Annotated in this window: 16 protein-coding genes, 1 pseudogene and 1 riboswitch; of the genes and pseudogenes, 10 read left to right on the forward strand and 7 right to left on the reverse strand. The window is 60.1% G+C overall.

Translation table 11 applies throughout. From position 1 onward, the window contains the following. The first annotated feature begins 42 nt into the window (after nt 1–42). Both VSQ83_RS11095 and VSQ83_RS11100 read left to right on the forward strand, forming a co-directional pair. Nucleotides 43–432, forward strand: a complete 390-nt coding sequence (locus VSQ83_RS11095) for a RidA family protein (protein WP_133076790.1) — start codon at nt 43–45, stop codon at nt 430–432. Nucleotides 433–449: 17 nt separating this feature from the next. Beyond that, nucleotides 450–1,667, forward strand: a complete 1,218-nt coding sequence (locus VSQ83_RS11100; RefSeq protein WP_326426701.1) for an amino acid deaminase — start codon at nt 450–452, stop codon at nt 1,665–1,667. Nucleotides 1,668–1,764: 97 nt separating this feature from the next. On the opposite strand, the gene VSQ83_RS11105 is transcribed toward VSQ83_RS11100, so the two are convergent. Both VSQ83_RS11105 and VSQ83_RS11110 read right to left on the reverse strand, forming a co-directional pair. Next, complete coding sequence (locus VSQ83_RS11105; RefSeq protein WP_257622952.1) at nt 1,765–2,061, reverse strand: peptidylprolyl isomerase; 297 nt, start codon at nt 2,059–2,061, stop codon at nt 1,765–1,767. A gap of 51 nt (nt 2,062–2,112) precedes the next feature. Further along, a pseudogene (locus VSQ83_RS11110) lies at nt 2,113–2,964 on the reverse strand (sensor histidine kinase); the annotation flags it as partial. Nucleotides 2,965–3,244: 280 nt separating this feature from the next. Between VSQ83_RS11110 and VSQ83_RS11115 the strand changes: the two are divergent. Continuing rightward, nucleotides 3,245–4,546 carry an OprD family porin gene (locus VSQ83_RS11115; RefSeq protein WP_326426704.1) on the forward strand — a complete coding sequence of 434 codons (1,302 nt, stop codon included), beginning with the start codon at nt 3,245–3,247 and terminating at the stop codon, nt 4,544–4,546. Nucleotides 4,547–4,615: 69 nt separating this feature from the next. Here the strand turns inward: VSQ83_RS11115 and VSQ83_RS11120 are convergent, their stop codons facing one another. From VSQ83_RS11120 to VSQ83_RS11130, 3 genes are all read right to left on the reverse strand, one after another. Next, nucleotides 4,616–5,554, reverse strand: a complete 939-nt coding sequence (locus VSQ83_RS11120) for a carbohydrate kinase family protein (protein ID WP_326426706.1) — start codon at nt 5,552–5,554, stop codon at nt 4,616–4,618. Nucleotides 5,555–5,642: 88 nt separating this feature from the next. Continuing rightward, on the reverse strand, nt 5,643–7,124 hold the full coding sequence (locus VSQ83_RS11125) for a mannitol dehydrogenase family protein (RefSeq protein ID WP_326426708.1): 1,482 nt from the start codon (nt 7,122–7,124) through the stop codon (nt 5,643–5,645). A 159-nt stretch (nt 7,125–7,283) separates the two neighbouring features. Further along, on the reverse strand, nt 7,284–8,219 hold the full coding sequence (locus VSQ83_RS11130) for an AraC family transcriptional regulator (RefSeq protein WP_219262253.1): 936 nt from the start codon (nt 8,217–8,219) through the stop codon (nt 7,284–7,286). Between the two features lie 92 nt (nt 8,220–8,311). On the opposite strand from VSQ83_RS11130, the gene cobF reads away from it, so the two are divergent. Together cobF and VSQ83_RS11140 are read left to right on the forward strand one after the other, a co-directional pair. Then, complete coding sequence (gene cobF, locus VSQ83_RS11135; protein WP_219262252.1) at nt 8,312–9,064, forward strand: precorrin-6A synthase (deacetylating); 753 nt, start codon at nt 8,312–8,314, stop codon at nt 9,062–9,064. 127 nt (nt 9,065–9,191) lie between these two features. After that, nucleotides 9,192–11,525, forward strand: a complete 2,334-nt coding sequence (locus VSQ83_RS11140; RefSeq protein WP_326426712.1) for a glycoside hydrolase — start codon at nt 9,192–9,194, stop codon at nt 11,523–11,525. Here VSQ83_RS11140 and VSQ83_RS11145 read toward each other — a convergent pair whose 3' ends face one another. Beyond that, on the reverse strand, nt 11,526–12,818 hold the full coding sequence (locus VSQ83_RS11145; RefSeq protein ID WP_326426714.1) for a glycosyltransferase: 1,293 nt from the start codon (nt 12,816–12,818) through the stop codon (nt 11,526–11,528). Nucleotides 12,819–12,984: 166 nt separating this feature from the next. After that, nucleotides 12,985–13,165: riboswitch (cobalamin riboswitch) on the forward strand. Between the two features lie 94 nt (nt 13,166–13,259). On the opposite strand from VSQ83_RS11145, the gene cobW reads away from it, so the two are divergent. The 4 genes from cobW to VSQ83_RS11165 all read left to right on the forward strand — a co-directional run bounded on the left by cobW (nt 13,260) and on the right by VSQ83_RS11165 (nt 19,813). Next, the gene (gene cobW, locus VSQ83_RS11150; protein WP_019827174.1) at nt 13,260–14,330 is read left to right on the forward strand and encodes a cobalamin biosynthesis protein CobW; all 1,071 of its coding nucleotides are present in this window, start codon (nt 13,260–13,262) and stop codon (nt 14,328–14,330) included. A gap of 3 nt (nt 14,331–14,333) precedes the next feature. Further along, nucleotides 14,334–18,104, forward strand: coding sequence for a cobaltochelatase subunit CobN (gene cobN, locus VSQ83_RS11155; protein ID WP_326426717.1), 3,771 nt, complete (start codon nt 14,334–14,336; stop codon nt 18,102–18,104). Between the two features lie 48 nt (nt 18,105–18,152). Beyond that, a complete protein-coding gene (locus VSQ83_RS11160; protein WP_326426719.1) occupies nt 18,153–19,160 on the forward strand; it encodes an ATP-binding protein in 1,008 nt (335 codons plus the stop codon). Nucleotides 19,161–19,258: 98 nt separating this feature from the next. Beyond that, nucleotides 19,259–19,813: a vWA domain-containing protein gene (locus VSQ83_RS11165; protein WP_326426721.1), complete on the forward strand. Its 555-nt coding sequence runs from the start codon at nt 19,259–19,261 to the stop codon at nt 19,811–19,813. A gap of 59 nt (nt 19,814–19,872) precedes the next feature. Here the strand turns inward: VSQ83_RS11165 and VSQ83_RS11170 are convergent, their stop codons facing one another. After that, nucleotides 19,873–20,139, reverse strand: a complete 267-nt coding sequence (locus VSQ83_RS11170) for a hypothetical protein (protein ID WP_095000290.1) — start codon at nt 20,137–20,139, stop codon at nt 19,873–19,875. Nucleotides 20,140–20,470: 331 nt separating this feature from the next. On the opposite strand from VSQ83_RS11170, the gene VSQ83_RS11175 reads away from it, so the two are divergent. Further along, nucleotides 20,471–21,796 (forward strand): sigma-54 dependent transcriptional regulator, encoded by a 1,326-nt coding sequence (locus tag VSQ83_RS11175; protein ID WP_219262244.1) that lies wholly within the window; start codon nt 20,471–20,473, stop codon nt 21,794–21,796. The last annotated feature ends 32 nt before the right edge of the window (nt 21,797–21,828 follow it).

The raw sequence follows: 21,828 nt of genomic DNA on the forward strand, positions 1-21,828 counted from the left end.
GTGGCGCATGAAGCGCCTTACTTGACCCCGGAGTTCCCCCTTATGAGCATCAAACGTTTCGGTACCGGCGCTGTAGGCGCAGGCGGCCAGCCTTTGCCTTTCGCCCGCGCTGTAGAGGCTGATGGCTGGCTGCACGTGTCCGGCCAGGTTGCCATGGAAAACGGTGAAATCATTAACGGCGGGATTGTCGAGCAGACCCACAAAACCATGCAGAACCTGGTCGCCATCCTCGAAGAGGCCGGTTATGGCCTCGAAGATGTGGTCCGCGCGGGCGTATGGCTGCAGGACCCACGGGATTTCTGGAGTTTCAACAAGGTGTTCGCTTCGTACTTCAAAAGCGAACATGCACCGGCACGTGCCTGTGTGCAGGCCATGATGATGGTCGATTGCAAGGTCGAGATCGATTGCATCGCCTATAAAGCCAAGCGCTGAAACTTGAGGAGTTGAGTGTGTCGAATACGTCGAACAATCAGCCGATTCTCAAAGGCGCAGCCCGCCCCGGCGATCACCTGGTTCATGACGTGAGCCTGCCCGCACTGGTGATTCACCGTGACGCGCTGGAGCACAACATTCGCTGGATGCAGGACTTTGTCACCCGCAGCGGCGCGGTGTTGGCACCCCACGGCAAAACCAGCATGGCCCCGGCGCTGTTTCGTCGCCAGCTGGAGCAGGGCGCCTGGGGGTTGACCCTGGCCACTGCGGTACAAACCTGTGCGGCTTATGCCGGGGGTGTACGTCGAGTACTGATGGCCAACCAGTTGGTGGGCCGGGCCAATATGGCGTTGATTGCCGACTTGCAGGCCGACCCGGCATTCGAATTTCACTGCATGGTCGACCATCCGGACAACGTGGCGGCCCTGGGCGCTTACTTTGCCGAACGTGGGCAGCGCTTGAACGTGATGATTGAATACGGCGTGGCAGGCGGGCGTTGTGGTTGCCGCACCGAACAGCAAGTCATGGAACTGGCGGCGGCGATCAAGCTACAGCCATCGTTGGCCCTGACCGGCATCGAAGGCTATGAAGGGGTCATTCATGGAGAACAGGCCGTCAGCGGGATTCGCGAATTTGCGGCTTCACTGGTGCGTCTGGCCCTGCGACTGCACGCCGACGGTGCATTTGCCCTGGAACAACCGATCATTACCGCCTCGGGCTCGGCCTGGTATGACCTGATTGCTGAAGGCTTCGAGGCCGAGGCGGCTGGCGGGCGTTTTCTCAGTGTGCTGCGCCCGGGCAGTTACGTGGTTCACGACCACGGCATCTACAAAGACGCTCAGTGCTGCGTACTGGATCGACGTCAGGACTTGCACGAAGGCTTGCGCCCGGCGCTGGAAGTCTGGGCTCACGTGCAATCGCTGCCCGAACCGGGGTTTGCGGTGATTGCACTGGGCAAGCGCGACGTGGCGTTTGATGCGGGCTTGCCGCTGCCGTTAAAGCGTTATCGCGAAGGTGTGACACCGGCGGTGGGCGATGATGTCAGCGGGTGCAAGGTCACGGCGGTGATGGACCAGCATGCCTTTATGACCGTTGCCGAGGGGTCGCAGTTGCGCGTTGGCGACATCATCAGCTTTGGCACCTCCCATCCTTGCCTGACCTTTGACAAGTGGCGCACGGGTTGTGTGGTCGATGAGCAGTTCAATGTGCTTGAGCGCTTTGCCATAGAGTTTTAAGCCGTGGGAGCGGGCTTGCTCGCGATGGCATCGCCCCGGTCTTGCCGTCAGACCGCGTCGCCAGCATCGCAGGCAAGCCAGCTCCCAAACGATATATTCAGTCGCGGTAGAACACTTGCACAAGGTGGTAGCCGAACTTGCTTTTGATCGGGCCGTGTACCACCCGCAGCGGCTTCTTGAAGATGATCTGGTCGATAACGCCCACCATCTGCCCAGGCCGCACTTCACCCAGATCGCCGCCACGTTTGCCCGACGGACAGGTCGAGAATTTTTTAGCCAGCACATCGAAGGCTTCGCCCTTGGCGATGCGTTGCTTGAGCGATTCGGCTTCTTCGGCGGTCTTCACCAGGATATGGCGGGCTTGAGCTTTCATGGGATCTTTACCTTGGAACAGTAGGGCATAGTGCGCGGGCGCGGATTATGCCTGAGTTTTTGCTTCGGGGCTGTGGTAGCGCGGCAGGTACAGGCACACCCGGGTGCCGCAACCGCTCTGGCTGCTGATGCTGACATGCCCGCCAGACTGCTGGGCAAACCCGTAAATCATGGACAACCCCAGCCCCGTGCCCTGGCCCACGGGCTTGGTGGTGAAAAAGGGGTCAAAGGCCTTGGCAAGGGTTTGCGGGGTCATGCCCGTGCCGTCGTCACTCACCTCAAGCATCACGTAATCCCCTGAGCTGACCGCTTCCAGGGTGCTGAGATCGCTGGCGTCAAGATAGTGGTTGGCTGTTTTGATCACCAGGGTTCCACCTTCGGGCATCGCATCCCGGGCGTTGATCATCAGATTGAGCAGGGCGCTTTCAAGCTGGCCGGTGTCGGTGTTGATCGGCCATATGTTCGGCCCCAGTTCCAGGATCAGATCGATGTGCGCGCCAGTAGCGTTACTGAACAGCGCCTGCAGCGAACTCACCAGCTGATTGGGGTCCAGGGGCTTGCGGTCAAGAGACTGACGGCGCGAAAACGTCAGCAGGCGATTGGTCAGTGCGGCTGCCCGTTGTGCGGAAGACACAGCGGCATCGGCAAAACGCTCTACTTCGTCGATACGGCCAGCCGCGATATAGCGTTTCATTAAATCAAGGCTGGCAATAATCCCGGTCAGCATATTGTTGAAGTCGTGGGCGATACCGCCGGTCAACTGGCCCACGGCTTCCATTTTTTGCCCATGGCGCAGGGCCTCCTCGGCGCGAGCGCGTTCCTGTATCTCGCGCTGCAATTGCAGGTTAGCCTCGGCCAGCGCCCGGGTACGTTCGGCCACGCGTTCCTCAAGGGTCTCGTTAAGCTCCAGCAATGCCTGTTCGGTGGCACTGGCCTGCAAGCGTTGGTAGCGCCTTGAACTCTTGGTTGCCATGGTAAGTCCTGGAGTAAATCACTCAATAAGTCTATTGGATGCCGGATAGCGGCTCAATGCTATCGGCGTTGCTGCAAGCCGCGTCCCTGACACTGCGACTAAGGTCCAATGAGGCTCAGGCTAAGCCTTTCGTACAATTGCGCCCCTTTTTTTCGATTGAATGTGCCCACGTGATAGTCCGTGTGCCTTCGATCGCTTTCATCCTGCCTTGATTGGCTGCTGGAGCTTGTAGATGGTTGTTCCTTTAACAGTGTTGGCGCAGGGCCGGGTATCACGCTTGGGTGCGCTGGCAGTGTGTGCCGGTTTTGCCGCACAGTCACAAGCCGGCGGTTTCATCGAAGACAGCAGCGCCAAACTGGAAGCGCGCACGGTGTATTTCAATCGTGACTTTCGCGATGGCAGCAGCTCAAATCCCCAGGGCGCTTCCAAGCGTGATGAAACGGCTCAAGGTTTTATCCTCAACCTGCAATCGGGTTATACCGAAGGCACCGTCGGTTTTGGCCTCGATGTGCTGGGCATGCTGGGTCTGAAACTGGACTCCAGTCCTGCCGACAGCAACAGCGGCCTGCTACCTTCGACCGGCAATGATCCGCGTCGTTCCAAGGATCAATACGCCAAGTTCGGGCTGACGGCCAAGATGCGCGTGTCACAGACCGTACTCAAGTATGGTGCGCTGCTGCCTGACCTGCCGCTGCTCAAGTACAACGATGGCCGACTGCTGCCCACCCAGTTCAACGGTGCCATGCTGGTCTCCCAGGAAATCAGGGACCTCAAGTTCACGGCCTCGCGCCTTGATCGCTATACCGCCCGTGATTCCACCGATTCTCAGGACTTGCGCCTGAACTGCAAGAACAAGCGTTATGCCTGCAATGTCACCGCCGATCACTTCACTCTGTACGGGTTGGACTACAAGGTTAACGATCGCCTGACCGCGCAATATCACTACGCTGAGCTGCAAGACATCTACCGCCAGCAATTTGTCGGTGTGCTCGCCAGTCAGCCGGTGGGTGCGGGCGTACTCTCAGCCGATGTGCGCTTGCTCAAGAGTGATGACGCGGGTTCTGCCAAGGCCTCGACCATCGATAACCGCGCCCTGGGCGCCATGCTCGGTTACTCGGTGGGCGGGCATAAGGTCAGTGCAGGCTGGCAGCGCATGAACGGCGACACGTCGATGCCGTATCTGGATGGCAGCAACCCGTACCTGGTCAACTACTTGCAGGTCAACGATTTTGCCAATGCCCAGGAGCGCTCCTGGCAGTTGCGTTATGACTATGACTTCAAGGCCATCGGCATTGACGGTTTGTCGTTCCTGACGCGCTATGTGAATGGCGACCACATCAAAGTGGTTGGCAGCACCGAAGAAGGCAAGGAGTGGGAGCGTGACAGCGAGCTGAAATACATCGTGCAGAGCGGTACGTTCAAGGACGTCAGCCTGCGCTTGCGTAATGCGACCTACCGGACCAACTACGCCCAGTTCGCCCGTGACGTGGATGAAACCCGCCTGATCGTCAGCTATAACCTGTCGATCTGGTGACGCGTGGGTGTCATGGATCTTTGCAGGAGCGGGCAAGCCCCGCTCCCACAGGTAGTGCGGGGCTATCAATCAGACCAGCTGCGCGCGATACGGTAAATCCGGACCGGTTTTGCTGCAGGTGAGGGCGGCGGCGCGGCTGGCGAAGTCGAGCAGGGTGTCGAGTTGGGTGGCACTCAACTGCTGCAAACCCTCGATGGAGTCCAGCCCATGCTCGGTCAACCAGGCGATCACTGCCGCCTGAAAGGTATCGCCCGCGCCTACGGTGTCCGCAACGTCTACGCGGGTGGCCGCCGCCGTGCGCAGGCCATGCTCGCGGCTCCAGACACTGGCGCCCTGGCTGCCACGGGTCAAAAACACCAGTTGGCAGCGATGGCTCAACCATGACCGGGCTATCTCTTGCGGGTCTTGCCCCGGATACAGCAGTTCCAGGTCTTCATCACTGACTTTGATCACATCGGCATAGGGGATCAGTTCATTGATGCGCTGACGCCATACTTCAATATCCGGTTCAGGGTTGAGGCGCACATTCGGGTCGAGGCTGATCAGCCGCCGCCCGCTTTCGCGTTTGACCAGTGCCAGCAAGGTATCGGCAACCGGTTGCACCACCAATGAAAAAGACCCGACATGCAGCCCGCGTACTTCAGGGCCCAGCTGGGGCAAATGACGGGTGTGCAACTGCCGGTCGGCGCAGCCTTCGCCGCGAAAGCTGTAGGCAGGGGAGCCGTTGGCATCCAGCGCGACCATGGCCAGGGTGGTAGGGGCGTCCATCCTGATCAGGAACTGATCACTGACGCCTTCGTCCAGCAGGACTTGCTTCAAGCGCTGGCCCAGATAGTCCGTCGACAATCCGGCAAACAGTGCGGTGTCGATGCCCAGGCGACGCAGGCCCACGGCCACGTTGAACGGCGAACCCCCGGCAATGGCCTTGAACTCGACTTTGTTCGCTTGTGCGCAGCTTTGCGCTTGCGCGAAAAAATCAAACAGTGCTTCTCCGCATATCACATACATAACGTTTACTCGGTTAAGGCCGCGACCTGTTGTCGGTAGCGTAGATAGAAGTGTGCACAGGCCTGACGGGAGCCTGCGTGCTCGCGATTCAGGCTGCGCGGTCTGCCAGTTGCTCCAGCGTCCCGCTCACCCCGACCTCGCGCAAGCTGTTCAGGCACCACTCAAATGCAGCCACAAACTCGGCTGACTGCGCGATGGCGGTTCCAAAAATCTCCTCCACCCCCAACAGCCGCTGCACGATCAAGGCATCCTCGGCCACCAAAGCCTGACAGAACGCTGCTCGCGGATCGGCAATGTCATAGGTTTGCCCGTTCTCGTCTACGCCCTTGAGGTACATCGCCCAGGCCGCCACCACCAGCGCCGCACGCTTCAACTCGGCTCCCTCGCTGATCAGGCGATTGAGGGTTGGAAGGGAGAATTTGGGAAACTTCGACGAGCCGTCAGAGCACACGCGCTCCAGCTGGTCGGCCATGGCCTGGTTGGAAAAACGCTGGATCAGGGTGTCTTTGTAAACCGCAAGGTCGATGCCTGGCACCGGTGCCAGTTGCGGCGTCACGTCCAGGTCCATATAGGCGCGTACATAGGCCACGAACAAAGGGTCGTTCATGGTCTCGTGGACAAAGCGGTAGCCCTTGAGAAACCCCAGGTAGCTCAACGCCAGATGACTGCCATTGAGCAGTTTGATTTTCATCTCTTCATAGGGCGTGACGTCATCCGTGAGCTGCACACCCACGGTTTCCCATGCCGGGCGGCCATCGGCGAACGTGTCCTCCAGCACCCATTGGGTAAACGGTTCGCACACGACCGGCCAGGCATCTTCGATCCCCAACTGATCGTGCAGTTGCAGGCGATGGGCGTCGCTGGTCATGGGCGTGATGCGGTCCACCATTGCATTGGGAAAGCTGACATGGGCGGCGATCCAGTCGTGCAGATCCTTATTGCTCAGCGCTGCGTAGGCCAGCAGCGCCTTGCGTGCAACGGCGCCGTTGTGGGGCAGGTTATCGCAGGACATCACGGTAAATGCCCGGGTGCCGTTGGCCCTGCGTTGGGCGAGGGCGGCACAGAGCAGGCCAAATACCGTTCTTGGCGCCTCGGGATGGGCCAGGTCGTGCTGGATGGGCGCCAGCGCAGCCATGAACTCGCCGCTGCTGTCGTCAATGCAATAACCGCCTTCGGTGATGGTCAGTGACACGATGCGAATCGCCGGGCTGGCGAGTTTGTCGATCAGCGCCTGAATGCCGTCTTCAGCCAGCAGCATGTCACTGAGGGAGCCAATGATCCGGCTCTGGGTATCGTCGCCATCCCCCAGTTCGAAGAGGGTATAGAGGTAGTCCTGACTGGCCAGGGCGTCGCGCACCTTGCGGTCCTCGGCCCGCAGGCCAATGCCGCAGATGCTCCAGTCAAGATTGTGGCCCTGACGCATCAGTGCATCGGTGTAATACGCCTGATGGGCGCGATGAAAGCCGCCCACCCCGATATGTGCAATGCCCTGTTGTGCAGGGCTTGCAAGGTAGGCGGGCTTGGCCACTTTGTCGGTGAGCGTGTCGAGGTTCAGGCGATTGAGTTTCATGGTGCGCTCTCAAAAAAGATCGTCGGCGTCAGGCCGCTTGCCGCCGGGGTGTATCGAGCGCTTCAATAAAAGCAACTGCCAGTGCTTGACCCCGCGACTGCGCGGATTACAGCCCTCAATCACCGTCGTGACAAATCACTGGCAACACTCAAACCGATACTATTTTGCACTGCGCAGGCGTTCACTCTGTCCAGGCTGGTTTTGCTCGGTCAAACGCTGCACTGCCAGACGCCGGTAGTGTGATGGAGTCATGCCTTTGAGCTGCTGAAACCGGCGGTTGAAGTTGGAAATGTTGTTGAACCCGGATTCAAAGCACACGTCGGTGACGGGCTTTTCGCCATCGGCGAGCAATTCGCAGGACTTGCTGATACGCAAGCGATTGACGAACTCGATGAAGCAGCGCCCGGTGGCCTGCTTGAACACCCGGGAAAAGTAGGTGGGCTTCATGCCCATGTACTCGGCGACTTCTTCGAGGGAAAGTTCACGGGCGTAGTGGCTGAAGATGTAGTCCACAGCCCGATTGGTACGGTCGATGGTCTGCTCGTCGGCCGGTTGCCCGTTGGTTGCGCCGGACAACAGCTGATAGTCATCACACTCGGCCAACAGCTCCAGCAGGATCAGAAAGTGCCCCAGACGGGTAAGGCCCGTGGTGCTGGCGATGCTCTGCATCAGGTCCATGGACTTGCGGATTGTAGATGTGCAGCGAAACTCGATGCCGTAGTGGGCGCGTTCCAGCATCGGGGTCAGGGTTTTAAGCTCGGTAAAGATCGATGCTGCGTTTTCGAGCAGCTCATCGGTGAAGTTCACCAGCATGTCGCGGGTGGCCACCGCTTCCCCCGCAGCCATTTGGCTGATCCAGTTATGGGGCAGGTTGGGGCCGGTGAGGAACAATGATTCAGGGTGAAAGTTGCCAATATAGTCGCCGACAAACACCTTGCCGCTGCTGGCCACAATCAGGTGCAGCTCGTATTCCTTGTGAAAATGCCAGCGTACCAGGGGGCTGGGGAAACCATGCTGGCGATAAATGATCGACAGGCCATTGTGGTCGTCCATCAATTCATACGACGGGTCTTTAGGTCTGGCGAGTCGAGTCATGGGGCTGGCTGCTCAATGTTCTTGTTGAGCGGATGATGACGTCTTCTCATACTTCCTGCCAGCAACAGACCCTGGAGCAAGGATCAAACGCAATGAAGACACTGTTATTGATAGGCATGGGCGCCGGTGATCCGGAGCACATCACCGTGCAGGCAATCAATGGGTTAAACCGGGTCGACGTGTTCTTTGTTCTGGACAAGGGCCAGGCCACTGACGATCTGGTGCGCCTGCGTCTGGAAATATGCGAGCGCTACATTCGCGAGCCGCGTTACCGGGTGGTTCAGGTCAGCGACCCGAAACGCGACAGTGCAACGACTTCTTACACCCAAGGCGTTGAGCAGTGGCACGAGCAACGGGCGTTGCTGTTTGCGCGGCTGATTGACAACGAACTGGCCGACGGCGAATGCGGGGCGTTTTTGCTCTGGGGCGAGCCGGGTCTGTATGACAGCACCTTGCGCATCCTGGATCGGGTGCGGGCCAACGGTTGCACCGATTTTGACTACCAGGTGATTCCCGGCATCAGCAGCGTGCAGGCGCTGGCAGCCCGCCATCGCATTCCCCTGAATGAGATCGGCCAGCCAATTCGGATCACGACGGGCAGGCGGTTGACGGCTCAAGACCTGGACAACGTGGTGGTCATGCTGGATGCCCACTGCGCCTTCGAGGCGTTTGTCGATGAAAACGTCGATATCTATTGGGGGGCTTATTTAGGAACGGCGGACGAGATCCTGATTGCCGGAAAGCTGAGCGAGGTGTGCGAGCAGATCAAGGAAGCCCGTAGCGCGGCCAGGGCGCGCATGGGCTGGGTGATGGACACGTATTTGTTGCGCAGGCGGGCTGATTGAGCGTTTAGGGTGTTGATAGCAGATATATCCAATGCCTATACGTTTTTAGGAAAAGTCCTACACAGGTGTTCTGACGCAAGTCGTTACTGTTCGGTGCTTGCCTCCCGACCAACGCCAGGACTTCTCCATGAAGAAAAAACTTCGCGCCTTATTGTTTAATCGACAACTGCCAGGGCTTTCACTGTTGATGTTTCTGGCGTTGCTGATGTCCGGCGCGGCCACGGCCACTGTCCGCTATCCCTATTCAAATGGCACTTTTGCGGTCGACCCGGCGACCCTCGAAATCACGTTGCTGCGTGCGGGCAAGCCTGGGCGGGTGCTAAGCGGTCCCGGTTTCAGCCCGGACAGCCTGGTCAGTGAGCAGACTGCAGAAGGCTGGAACGTCACCGACGGGGAGCAGGGGTTCAGCATCCGCATCAATGTAGTCAAGGACGCGTTGCGCGTTTCGATCCAGGCACGCCAGCCAGTCAGCTTGCGTTGGCCACGCCTGCAAAGCGATATCCAGGGGTATGCCATTCCTTTTGGCGAGGGCAGTTACATTCCAGCCAATGACCCGAAATGGCTCGAGTGGCTGCTCAAGCGATACACCGGCGAGCCGCTGGTCGGTGCGTTGAGCATGCCGTTCTTCACTCAGTTGCATCAGGACCTGTCAGTCACCTGGAGGGTCGAAACCCCGTTCGATACCCAGTTTGACGTCAAGCAGGTCAATCAGGTCCCGATTCCACAGCTGGTGCATACCTTCAACCGGCTGGCGCCTGACGCGCCGTTTGTGGTCAGCATCGCGGCGGGCCCGGCCGACCCGCTGTACGGTGCCGGCTTGTACCGCCAATGGCTCAAGGATAGCGGCCAGTTCCGCGCATTGACCGATAAGATCAGGGAGGTGCCGCAAACGGCCCGGTTGGGCGGCGCTCCACATATTTATGTGTGGGACGCCGGGCCGTTGAAGGTAACGGACATCCTGAACTGGTCGAGATTTGTCACGGCCTTCAACAAAGCACGGGGCACACCGGGGCATTTGGCGGCCAGGCTGTGGGCGGGGTTCGATCAACCCACCCGGGCAATGTTTGATTTGGCTTTGTCGAGCACCTTGTCACGGACCTCCGAGATTTCAGCGTACAACCAGTTGACGCTGGTGCGGGCACTCAACCAGGGGCTTCGTCAGATCGTCACGGTGCCCCCGCAGGAACCTTTGGCTGGCGGGCATGATCCGGCCGCCGAAGTGCAGTGGGGAAAGGTGGTCAAAGCTCAATTGACCAGAGCCTTTGGAGACTATTTGGCCCCGCCTGAGCGCTGGGGCGGCGGATTGTCGCTGGATACGGTCAACGCCCTCGAAAAGGCTGGCCTGAAACACGCATGGCTGGGGGCCAAAGATTGGCTGGATGCCTTCTGGCACCCGCAGGCCGTGGCCAAGGCCAAGGCGGCTGGATATCTGGTCGCGGTGTATGACAACTATGCTGACGCCCATCCACTTTCAGAACCGCAAACCTGGGCGGCCGCACAAATGGGTGACGAAATGGCCGGTGCCGGGTTGCGCGACGTCAACGGCAAGGTTCACGAGGGGTTCAACGGTATCGGGGTGTTTGCCAATGCCGGCGCGGCGCAAGGCTATGCCCGCGAACGGATCAAGGCCGTGACAGATGCCGCCGGGCTCAACAGCTATTTTCTGGATGTGGACGCCGCAGGCACGACACCGGCCGACTACACACCTGGCCGTGAAATCAGCGAGCAGGAGCATGCCCGGGTGATCAGTCAACGCCTGGATTACCCTTCGAGAACACTGGGGCTGGTGACCGGCAGCGAAGGCGGAGTGTCCACGTTTGCTCCCAATATTGCCTACAGTCACGGCATTGCCACGCAACCCTTCGACTGGACTGATCCGGACATGAGCCGCAATGAGGCGTCGCCTTTCTTTGTGGGCCAATACTGGCCACCGGAAACGCCAACGCTTTTTTTCCAGACCGTGCCGCTCAAGCCGCAGCTGGCACTGTTGGTGCGTTCTTACCGCTATCGCTTGCCGCTGTACCAGCGGGTCTTGCACGACAGTCTGGTGAGTACCCATCACTGGGCGTACCCCTCGTTGAAGTTTTCCAACGAGCAACAGAACACCGCGCTTCTGCAACTGCTGTACATGACCCCGCCGATGTATCACCTCAACGCGGCAGTGCTTAAGCGCGACATGCCCTTTATCGGCGCCTACAACGCGGTGTTTGCTCCCCTGCACCAGCGCCTCTTTACCCAGGCATTGGTGGGCTTCGAGGTGCTGGCCGATGATCGCAGCCTGCAGCGCACCGTGTTCGAGGATGGCACCCGGATCACGGTGAACTTCAATCCCGATAAACCCCTGACCGAGGGCGCCATGACGTTCCCGCCTGTATCGGCAACCGTACAGATCCCGGGCATGGCGGCTTATGTCATCGATATGGCCGATCTCTTCAAAACAACGCGGCCACTTGAGCATTGATCAGAGCGGGCGATTCTTGGCCTCGATCCACTGCGACATGTATTGGGTACTTTTGTGCTGGTGATGACGCAGCATGGCGCCGGTGAAGTTGTTGCGCCGGTGCTGCTCAAGCTCCGCACGGCACGCCTGGATACGCTCGACCAGTGCCGGGCCGTGGACGCCTTGCAGGTAGCGCGCTTCAAGCAGCGCCTGGCCATTGCGCTGGGCCTGCTGCCAGGCTTCGGGATTTTGGTACAGCTCGACCGCTGCCGCCGCAATCCCGTGGGCACTGCGCTCGATGGCACCGGCCCACGGCAGGTCGCCGTGCATGCCTTCGGCGCCCACCGGGGTGGTCACGTTGGGGGTGCCGCAGAGCATGGCATCGGCAATCTTGCCTTTGATGCCTGCGCCAAAACGCAGGGGAGCCATGCAAATACGCGCATTGCTCATCACTTCAAGGGCATCTTCAGCCCAGTTGAGGACATGAAAACCCTGTGCCGGGTTATGCAGTGCGGTGGCCTTGGGCGGCGTGTAGGCGCCGTACACATGCAGTTGTGCAGTGGGCAGTTGCTGACGGATCAAGGGCCAGATATGGGTCTTCATCCACAGCACGGCATCCCAGTTCGGGGCGTGGCGAAAATTGCCGACGCTCAGAAAATGCTGACGCTGTTCATAGGGCACGAACGCCTCAGGCACGCTGTCGACCATCAGCGGGCACCAATGCAGCAGGGCCTTGGGCACGTGGAACTGCTCGACCAGCAGATCGATCTCGTATTCTGAAATCATCAGGTTCAGGTCACTGCGATAAATCGCGGCGATCTCCCGTTGTGCCAGGTCGGCGTCGGCCATCTGTTCAAAGGTTTCGCGCCGGGCCGGGGCGAACAGGCTGCTGAAATCGTCCTGCTCGGTGTCGTGCTTGAGACGTGCCTTGAGTTGCTGCTGACGGGCGTCGCGCAGGCTTTGCAGGTCGGAGGTTTCCAGTACGCGCAAGGCTTGCGGGCAATGCTTCTCGACGCGCCAGCCGAATTGCTCTTCCATCATGAAGCGGTCAAACAGCACGATATCCGGTGCCAGTTCGGTGATGAAGGCATCGAAGCTGCTGTTATTGAGCTCGATGGTGACTTCGTCAATACCCAGGGCAGCGAGGTCGGCCTTGTGTTCGCCAATCCCGGCCGGGCTGCTGAAGGTGATCTGCCAGCCTTGCTGCAGAAAACTTTCGATGATTTGCATCATGTGCCCGCCTGCCGCCGAAGAGCGCGGTTCGGGCCACACGTAACCAATGATCAGGACGCGGGTCGGGCAGGTGGCAGGCATGGGCAGATCCTTGAAGCAGGGCGGCTGAAAAAAGGCGGCAATTAGAACACAAGTGCGGCGTAAATCCTCTGTGGGCGCTGGCTTGCCTGGTCACAAAAAAACTGGCCGTATCAATGCAGTCGCCTCCCCGGACGCACCTGTGCATTGACCTGTTACAAAGCACTGCGTAGCCTTGCGTGTTCGAGGTTCTTCGCAGCGCGAAGCTAAGAAGGGAACGCGGTATGCCGCGGCTGCCCCCGCAACTGTAAACGGTCATTGATCTTGCAAAGCCACTGCCCAGCAGGCGGGAAGGCGCAAGGTAGGTATCAGCCGTAAGCCAGGAGACCTGCCTCGTGACAGATTCTTACTTCAACCGGGCGGGGTGATCCGGTGGCGAAGACTGACCGCGCACTGCCTGCGGTCGTCGTCCCGTATGCCCGCCGCTTTGCTATAGGGCATCCGATGAAAACACTGGCCAAAACCCCCGTCACCATCGTTACCGGCTTTCTCGGCTCGGGCAAAACCACGTTGCTGCGCCATATGCTCGACAACGCACAGGGCCGTCGCATTGCCGTGATCGTCAATGAATTCGGCGAGCTGGGTATCGACGGCGAAATTCTCAAGCAGTGCACCATCGGCTGCACTGAAGAAGAAGCCAACGGTCGCGTCTATGAATTGGCCAACGGCTGCCTGTGCTGCACCGTGCAGGAAGAGTTCTTCCCGGTCATGCGTGAACTGGTGGCTCGTCGTGGCGATATCGACCATATCCTGATCGAAACCTCCGGCCTGGCCCTGCCAAAACCGTTGGTGCAAGCTTTCCAGTGGCCAGAAATCCGCAGCGCCTGCACCGTGGATGCGGTGATTACCGTGGTCGACAGCCCGGCCGTGGCCGCTGGCACCTTTGCCGCGTTCCCGGACCAGGTTGATGCCCAGCGCAAGCTTGATCCGAACCTGGACCATGAGTCGCCGCTACACGAGCTGTTCGCTGACCAACTGGCCAGTGCCGACCTGGTGATCCTCAACAAGGCCGACCTGATCAGCCCTGAAGACCTGGCAAAAGTGCGCGCCGAAGTGGCTGAAGAGCTGCCGCCAGCGGTTAAGATCATCGAAGCCAGCAGCGGCCGCTTGCCGTTGGACGTGTTGCTGGGTCTGGGCGCAGGGTCTGAAGATCATATCGATGGCCGCCACAGCCACCATGACCATCACCACGACGGCGATGATGACCACGACGATCACGACCACGACGCTTTCGACTCGATTTCCATCGAGCTGCCAGAAGGCGAGGAGCGTGTGCTGATGGAAGCGCTGACCCAGTTGGTGGTCAAGCACGGCATTCTGCGGGTCAAGGGGTTTGCGGCGATCCCGGGCAAGCCGATGCGCCTGCTGATTCAGGGCGTGGGTACGCGCTTTGACAAGCACTTCGACCGCGCCTGGGGTCGTGACGAAGCGCGCACCACCAAGCTGGTGCTGATCGGTCAGGACCTTGATGCTGCACTGCTCGAATCCACCCTGCGTACAGCGTTGAGCGTATAAGCCATGCATTTGCTCAGGACCCAGCCCGGTGGCTTTGTATCGGATGACAATATTGCCGACTTGGGGCAGACCCCCGCCGAGCTGGTGATCCTGTGCAGTGGTGATTCAAGCCTGGCACTGCTTGCCGAAGCGGCACAGCAGTTGCCTGAAGATTATCCAAGCCTGCGTCTGGCCAATCCGATGCAGGTGCAAAACCATGGCTCGGTCGACTTGTATGTCGATCAGGTGCTGCAACACGCCAAGGTGATTTTGCTGTCGCTGCACGGCGGCATCGGCTATTGGCGCTACGGCATCGAGCGCCTGGTGCAGCTGGCGGAGCGTGGTGTCACCCTGATTCTGGTACCCGGCGACGACCGTCCCGACCCGGAACTCAGCGCGTTGAGCACCGTCCCGGCCGAGCAGGGCGAGCGTCTGTGGCACTTTTTGCGCCAGGGCGGGCGGCATAACGCCCAACAGCTCTATCGTTGCCTGGCCAGTCAATGGCTGGGCCGCGATTATGAATGGGATGAGCCGCAAACCCTGCCGCGCACCGCGATTTATCATCCGGTGCACGCCAATGCCCAACTCAAGGACTGGCAGGCCCAATGGCTCGTCGGGCAACCGGTCGCGGCGCTGTTGTTCTATCGTTCGCACTTGCAGGCCGCCAATACCGCGTTTGTCGATGTGTTTTGCCAGCGCCTTCAGGCCGCCGGGCTCAACCCTTTGCCGATTGCCGTGGCCAGCCTCAAGGAACCGGGCTGCCTGACCGTGGTACAGGACCTGCTGGACGACGTTGAGGCCGGGGTGATCCTCAACACCACCGGCTTTGCCCAGTCGAGCCCGGAAGCCCCGCATTTGCGCCCGTTTCGCCGCAATATTCCGGTGATCCAGGCCATTTGTGCCCAGGACAACGAGCCCGGCTGGCAAGCCAGCGAGCAAGGCCTCGGGCCACGGGACCTGGCGATGCATATCGCGTTGCCCGAACTGGATGGGCGAATCATCAGCCGTGCGATCAGCTTCAAGGATCTGGCATGGCGCAGCGAACGCAGCCAGTCGGATGTGGTGTGTTATCGTGCCCATCCCGAACGTATGGATTTTGTCGCAGAACTGGCGCGGCGATGGGTTGAGCTGAGCCGTGTGGCGAACCCGCAAAAACGGATTGCGCTGATTCTGGCCAACTATCCGACCCGCGATGGCCGGATCGGCAACGGTGTGGGGCTGGATACCCCGGCGGCCGCGTTGAATATTCTGCGTGCCTTGCAGGCCTGGGGGTATCCCGTGGACTGCGAGCTGCCCGAGACCGGTACCGCGTTGATCCAGGCTCTGCTGGGGGGCGTCAGCAATGATCTGGACAGCCTCGATCTGCGTCCCTGCCTGCAAAGCCTGGCGCTGGATGAGTACCTGGGGATGTTCAATAGGTTGCCCGAGATCAATCGCCAGGCGGTGATTGCACGTTGGGGCGAGCCGCAAAACGATCCGATGTTTCGCAGTGGGCGGTTGATGATTGCCGGTCTGCGCTTTGGCCTGACCTTTGTCGGGATCCAGCCGGCGCGGGGTTATCAGGTCGATGCCAGTGCGGTGTATCACGATCCGGATCTGGTTCCGCCACACGCCTACCTGGCGTTCTACTTCTGGCTGCGCAACACCTATGGTGCCCACGCCGTGGTGCATGTGGGCAAGCACGGCAATCTGGAATGGCTGCCGGGCAAGGGCGTCGGACTGTCCGAAAACTGCTGGCCGGACGCAATTCTGGGGCCGATGCCCAACGTATATCCCTTTATCGTCAATGACCCGGGCGAAGGCGCCCAGGCCAAGCGGCGCACCCAGGCGGTGATCATCGATCATCTGATGCCGCCGCTGACCCGTGCTGAAACCTACGGGCCGCTGCGCGATCTGGAGTTGCTGGCCGACGAATATTACGAAGCGCAGTTGCTCGACCCCCGACGCGCCCGTGAGTTGCAACGGGACATTCTCGCCCTGGTGCGTGAAACCCGTATCGACCGTGAGCTGCAACTGGACGAGAAGCTGGACAGCGATGCCGACGCTGCGATCTGGCTGCCACGGCTGGACACCTATCTGTGCGACCTCAAGGAGTCGCAAATCCGTGATGGCTTGCATATTTTTGGTGAGTCGCCTGCCGGACGCTTGCGGATCGACACCTTGCTGGCGTTGTTGCGCATCCCTCGCGGCGATGGTCGTGGCGCGCAATCGAGCATTCTGCGGGCGCTGGCCAAAGCCTTTGAGCTGGGCTTCGACCCGCTGGACTGCGCGTTGGCCGAGCCCTGGACGGCGCGCCAACCTGCGGTGCTGCAGGCCGTCACTGCTGAGCGCTGGCGCACGGCGGGGGACACCCGCGAGCGTCTGGAGTTATATGCGGCGCAACTGATCGAACAGGCTTTGGAGGGCACGCTGCAATTGCCCGACACCGCGCAATGGGCCGAGGTCAGGGGGATTTTCGACGCGCTGCTTGATGTCGTCGCGCCGCGTCTGGATGCCTGCGGCCCGGCCGAGATGCAGGGCCTGCTCGATGCCCTTGGAGGGCGTTTTGTGCCGGCGGGGCCCAGTGGCGCACCGAGTCGTGGACGCCTGGATGTGCTGCCCACTGGTCGCAACTTTTTTTCAGTGGATGTGCGCAACCTGCCAACCACCACCGCCTGGCGTATCGGCTTTCAGTCGGCCACCCTGATTCTTGAGCGTCATTTGCAGGATCACGGCGACCACCTGCGCCAACTGGGCTTGTCGGTGTGGGGCACGGCGACCATGCGAACGGGCGGCGATGATATCGCCCAGGCCATGGCGCTGATGGGTGTGCGCCCGGTATGGGCCACAGGCAGCCAGCGGGTGGATGACTTTGAAATCCTGCCGGTCAGCCTGCTGGACCGTCCACGGGTGGACGTGACCCTGCGGGTTTCGGGCTTCTTCCGGGATGCGTTTGCCAATCTGATTCGCCTGTTCGATGCCGCCGTGCAGGCCGTGGCGGCACTGGATGAGCCGGATGATCTGAACCCGCTGGCAGCCAAGGTGCGCAGTGAGCGTGAGCAGCTGGAGCGCGATGGACTCTCACCCGAACTGGCAGCGCGCCAGGCGGGCTGGCGAGTGTTTGGCGCCAAGCCCGGCGCCTATGGCGCCGGGGTGCAGAACGCAATTGACGGTCGTTTGTGGCAAAGCCGTGATGACCTGGCCCAGGTGTACCTCAACTGGGGCGGTTATGCCTATGGCGTGGCCGATGAAGGCACGGCGGCCCGCGGCCAGTTTGCCCAGCGTCTGGGGCAGATGCAGGCCGTGGTACAAAACCAGGACAATCGCGAACACGACCTGCTGGATTCCAATGATTACTACCAGTTCCAGGGCGGCATGCTGGCCGCTGTGGAGACGTTGCGCGGGGAGGCTGCAGCCAGCTATCACGGCGATCACAGCCAGCCGGACTTGCCGAAGATTCGCACCCTGAAGGAAGAGCTGAACCGGGTGATCCGTTCGCGGGCAGCCAATCCGAAATGGATCGACGGGGTCAAGCGCCACGGTTATAAAGGCGCGTTCGAAATGGCCGCGACCCTGGACAACCTGTTTGCGTTCGATGCCACCACGCATTTGATCGACGACCATCAATACGCCTTGCTGGCGGATGCCTACCTGCTGGACCCTGATACCCGCGAGTTTGTTCGCGAGCACAACCCGCACGCTTTGCGTGACATGACCGAGCGCTTGCTGGAGGCTCAGCAGCGCGGCCTCTGGAGTGAGCCCGGGGAATATCAGGCGGCGCTGGAAAATCTGCTGCTGGATATAGAAGAAGAGTGAAGGGCTTTTTGAAGTCGATCAACATTCTACGATTTGGAACCCGAAAACATGACTGACACCCCGCATTTCCCGTTATCGGCGGTGGTCGGCGCGGACTCGTTGAAGCTTGCGCTGTGCCTCACGGCCATCGACCCCAGGATTGGCGGCGTGCTGATCGAAGGTCCCCGTGGCATGGCCAAATCTACCCTGGCCCGTGGGCTGGCTGATCTGCTCGCCAGCGGCCAGTTCGTGACCCTGCCACTGGGTGCCACTGAAGAGCGTCTGGTCGGCACCCTCGATCTGGACGCCGCACTCGGGCAAGGCAAGGCGCAGTTTTCACCGGGTGTGTTGGCCAAGGCCGATGGCGGCGTGCTGTATGTCGACGAAGTGAATTTGCTTGCAGACCATTTGGTGGATGTACTGCTGGATGTGGCCGCAAGCGGTACCAATGTGGTCGAGCGCGATGGCATCTCCCATCGGCATGCTGCGCGTTTTGTCCTGATTGGCACCATGAACCCGGAAGAGGGGGAGTTGCGTCCTCAACTGCTTGACCGCTTTGGGCTGAACGTGGTCATGAGCGGTCTGCCGCAACCGGCCGAACGGGCACACATTATCCGTCGGCGCCTGGCCTTTGACGCTGATCCCCAGGGGTTTTGCGCACAGTGGGCAGAGGCGCAGACGGTCCTGCGCCAACGCTGCGAGCATGCACGGGGATTGCTGGCCAGCATCGCCCTGGACGATCAATCGCTCGCGGTGATTGCCGAGCGCTGTTTTGCAGCGGCGGTCGACGGTATGCGTGCCGATCTGGTGTGGCTGCGTGCTGCACGGGCCCATGCCGCCTGGCGTGGCGCCACGGCAATCAGCCTTGAAGACATCGATGCGGTGGCTGAGTTTGCCTTGCGTCATCGGCGGCGGGAGCAGACGGGCCAGGCACCGACACCGGAGCAGCCGCACTCACAGCCTCAATCCAGCACGCCTTCATCCGGTTCCGGCCAGGGCCAGTGGGGCGAGTTGCCAGCACAGACCCAGGCGATGGGTGCGCGCCGTGAAGTGCCGAGCTGGCCAAAAAAGCCTTAGGCATTCGTCCCCGATCCGATGTGGGGGCGGATGCCAGACCCCAGGCGGGTCACCTCGCTACGGGCAAACTGGGCGCAAGCCTCAGTGCCGGCAGCGGGATGGTCGATTGGGTGCAAACCTTGCTCCGTGGCCGTCCACGTCTGCGCGCAGATCTGCGCCATAAAACCCGCAAAAGCGCCGCCCGGGAACTGTGGTTGGTGGTGGTGGATGCATCGGCTTCAACCCGGCGGCATCAGGCCCTGAGTGATGCCAAGGGGCTGCTCGCCCAGTTGTTCGAGGATGCGTATCGCCAGCGTGCCCGGGTGGCCGTGATGACGGCCAGCGGCAATTCGCCTGAGTGGCAGGTCACGGGGGTAAAGGCTTCGGCGGCGCTCAATGAGTGGCTGGCACAGTTGGGCGCCGGTGGTGGTACACCGTTGCTTCAGGCCCTGCAGGAAGTCGCGAAGTGGCTTGATCGGCGGCGCAAGCAGTTGCCGCAGGAGCAGCAGCGATTTTTGCTAGTGACCGATGGCCGTTTGAAAGAGTGGTCGGCGTTGCCCGACATCAGCTGCCCGGGGCTGTTGATCGATATCGAACGGGGGCCGATTCGTCTCGGTCGCGCGCCTCAATTGGCGGCGGAGTTGAAGGCAGAATACGTGCACATTGATGGTTAGAGGCCAACTACCCCTGCGGGAGCAAGTTTGCTCCCGCAAGGAGGGGCAATCTGGCAGCCTTATGCAGGCATTACCCAGGGTTGCAGGGTGTAGCCTTCGCTGCTGATCTCGGCGCGGGCTTGAGCCAGCAGGCTTTCGAGTTGGGCGGCGTCTGCGCAGGCGCTGCGCGGGATCTGTTTGCGGCCGATACGGGTGTTGGTGCGGTCAATGACCGTCAGGCTCAACTCGCCGTGACCATCTTGTGCAGCCCAGGCGACGCATTGAAACGGTTCAAAGGCGTGGCCGGCAATCAAAAGTGCTTCGTTGAAACGGAGCGGGGCGTTCATAGGGTTTTCTCTCAAGTATGCCCATCAAATGATTAACCGTCGGCTGGGCTTACCGTTCGGTTGCTTACTTGTACTGATGACCTCAGACCGGCATCAGGTCACACACTTTTCCTACTTTTTTAAAAGTTTTTTTACCCGACTGATCCAAATCAATTTTTTGCGCTCGCAAACACCCTTTTGATTATCCAATTGAGTGCACACCGCTCAATTGGCTATTAGGGATATAAAGAAAAGATCCTGAAAGCTCCCACAGCCTTGCTAACGTTACGCTTGGATGGAACAAAGGACTGTTTTTATTGATTTTTTAATTTTTTGGCGCCAAGGAACAGTCATGCTCACGATGTCATCCCCCCGACGTCTGCTGGTCGTTGATCCCTGTGAAGATTGCCATGAAATACTCCCTGGTTTGCGAACCATAGGCTGGTCGGTTGACAGTTGCACGCTGGCAAGTGTTATTGACCGTTCGTGTGATGTTGGCCTGTTCCGGCTTCAGCCGTCCCACCTCGAGCGTCCTGAAGCGGTTAAAGACATGATCAGTCGCAGCGGCACCGAGTGGATTGCGGTGCTGACCCCCGACGTCCTTAAACTGAGGAATGTGGGGGACTTTGTCTGTGAATGGTTTTTTGACTTTCACACCTTGCCCTTCGATGTCTCGCGGGTTCAGGTCACGCTTGGCCGGGCCTTTGGCATGGCCTGCTTGCGGGGTCAGGCCTCACCGCTCACTTTGCCACAGGAGGATGAGCTGCTCGGAGACAGCCGATCCATGCGCGATCTGCGCAAAATCCTGAGCAAGTTTGCCCCCACCCAGTCCCCGATCTTGATTCGGGGTGAAAGCGGCACCGGCAAAGAGCTGGTCGCGCGCACCCTGCATCGGCAATCCCAGCGCAATGGCAAACCTTTTGTCGCGATCAACTGCGGATCCATTCCCGATCATTTGATCCAGTCGGAACTCTTCGGTCATGAGAAAGGCGCGTTCACGGGCGCTCATCAGCGCAAGATCGGACGGATAGAGGCGGCCAATGGCGGTACGCTTTTTCTGGATGAAATCGGCGATCTGCCGATGGAGCTGCAAGCCAATCTGTTGCGTTTCTTGCAGGAAAAACACATTGAGAGGGTCGGTGGCAGTCAGCCGATCCCGGTTGACGTGCGCGTCCTTGCGGCCACTCACGTCGATCTGGAGGCCGCCATTGTGAGGGGGCGCTTTCGGGAAGACTTGTACTACCGGTTGAATGTATTGCAGGTGATCACGGCGCCACTGCGTGAACGTCATGGCGATCTGGCCATGTTGGCGAGTCACTTTGCCCGTTACTACAGCCTGGAGACGGGCCGTCGGCCGCGCAGTTTCAGTGATGATGCATTGATTGCCATGGGCAATCACGGCTGGCCCGGCAATGTGCGCGAGCTTGCCAACCGTGTACGCCGTGGATTGGTTCTGGCTGAAGGTCGCCAGATCGAGGCCCATGACCTGGGGCTGGACTCCAGTCCGCTGTTTGTCGGTGAGATGAGCACACTTGAAGAGTACAAGGACCGCGCGGAACGCCAGGCCCTGTGCGAGGTGTTACACCGCCATAGCGATAACCTGAGTGTGGCCGCCAGGGTGTTGGGGGTGTCGCGACCTACGTTTTACCGGTTGTTGCATAAGCATAATATCCGCTGAAAAACAGAAGGCCCGCCGCGCTTGAACGCGGC

Source organism: Pseudomonas sp. DSV-1, from assembly GCF_035830915.1.
Taxonomy (GTDB): Bacteria; Pseudomonadota; Gammaproteobacteria; order Pseudomonadales; family Pseudomonadaceae; genus Aquipseudomonas.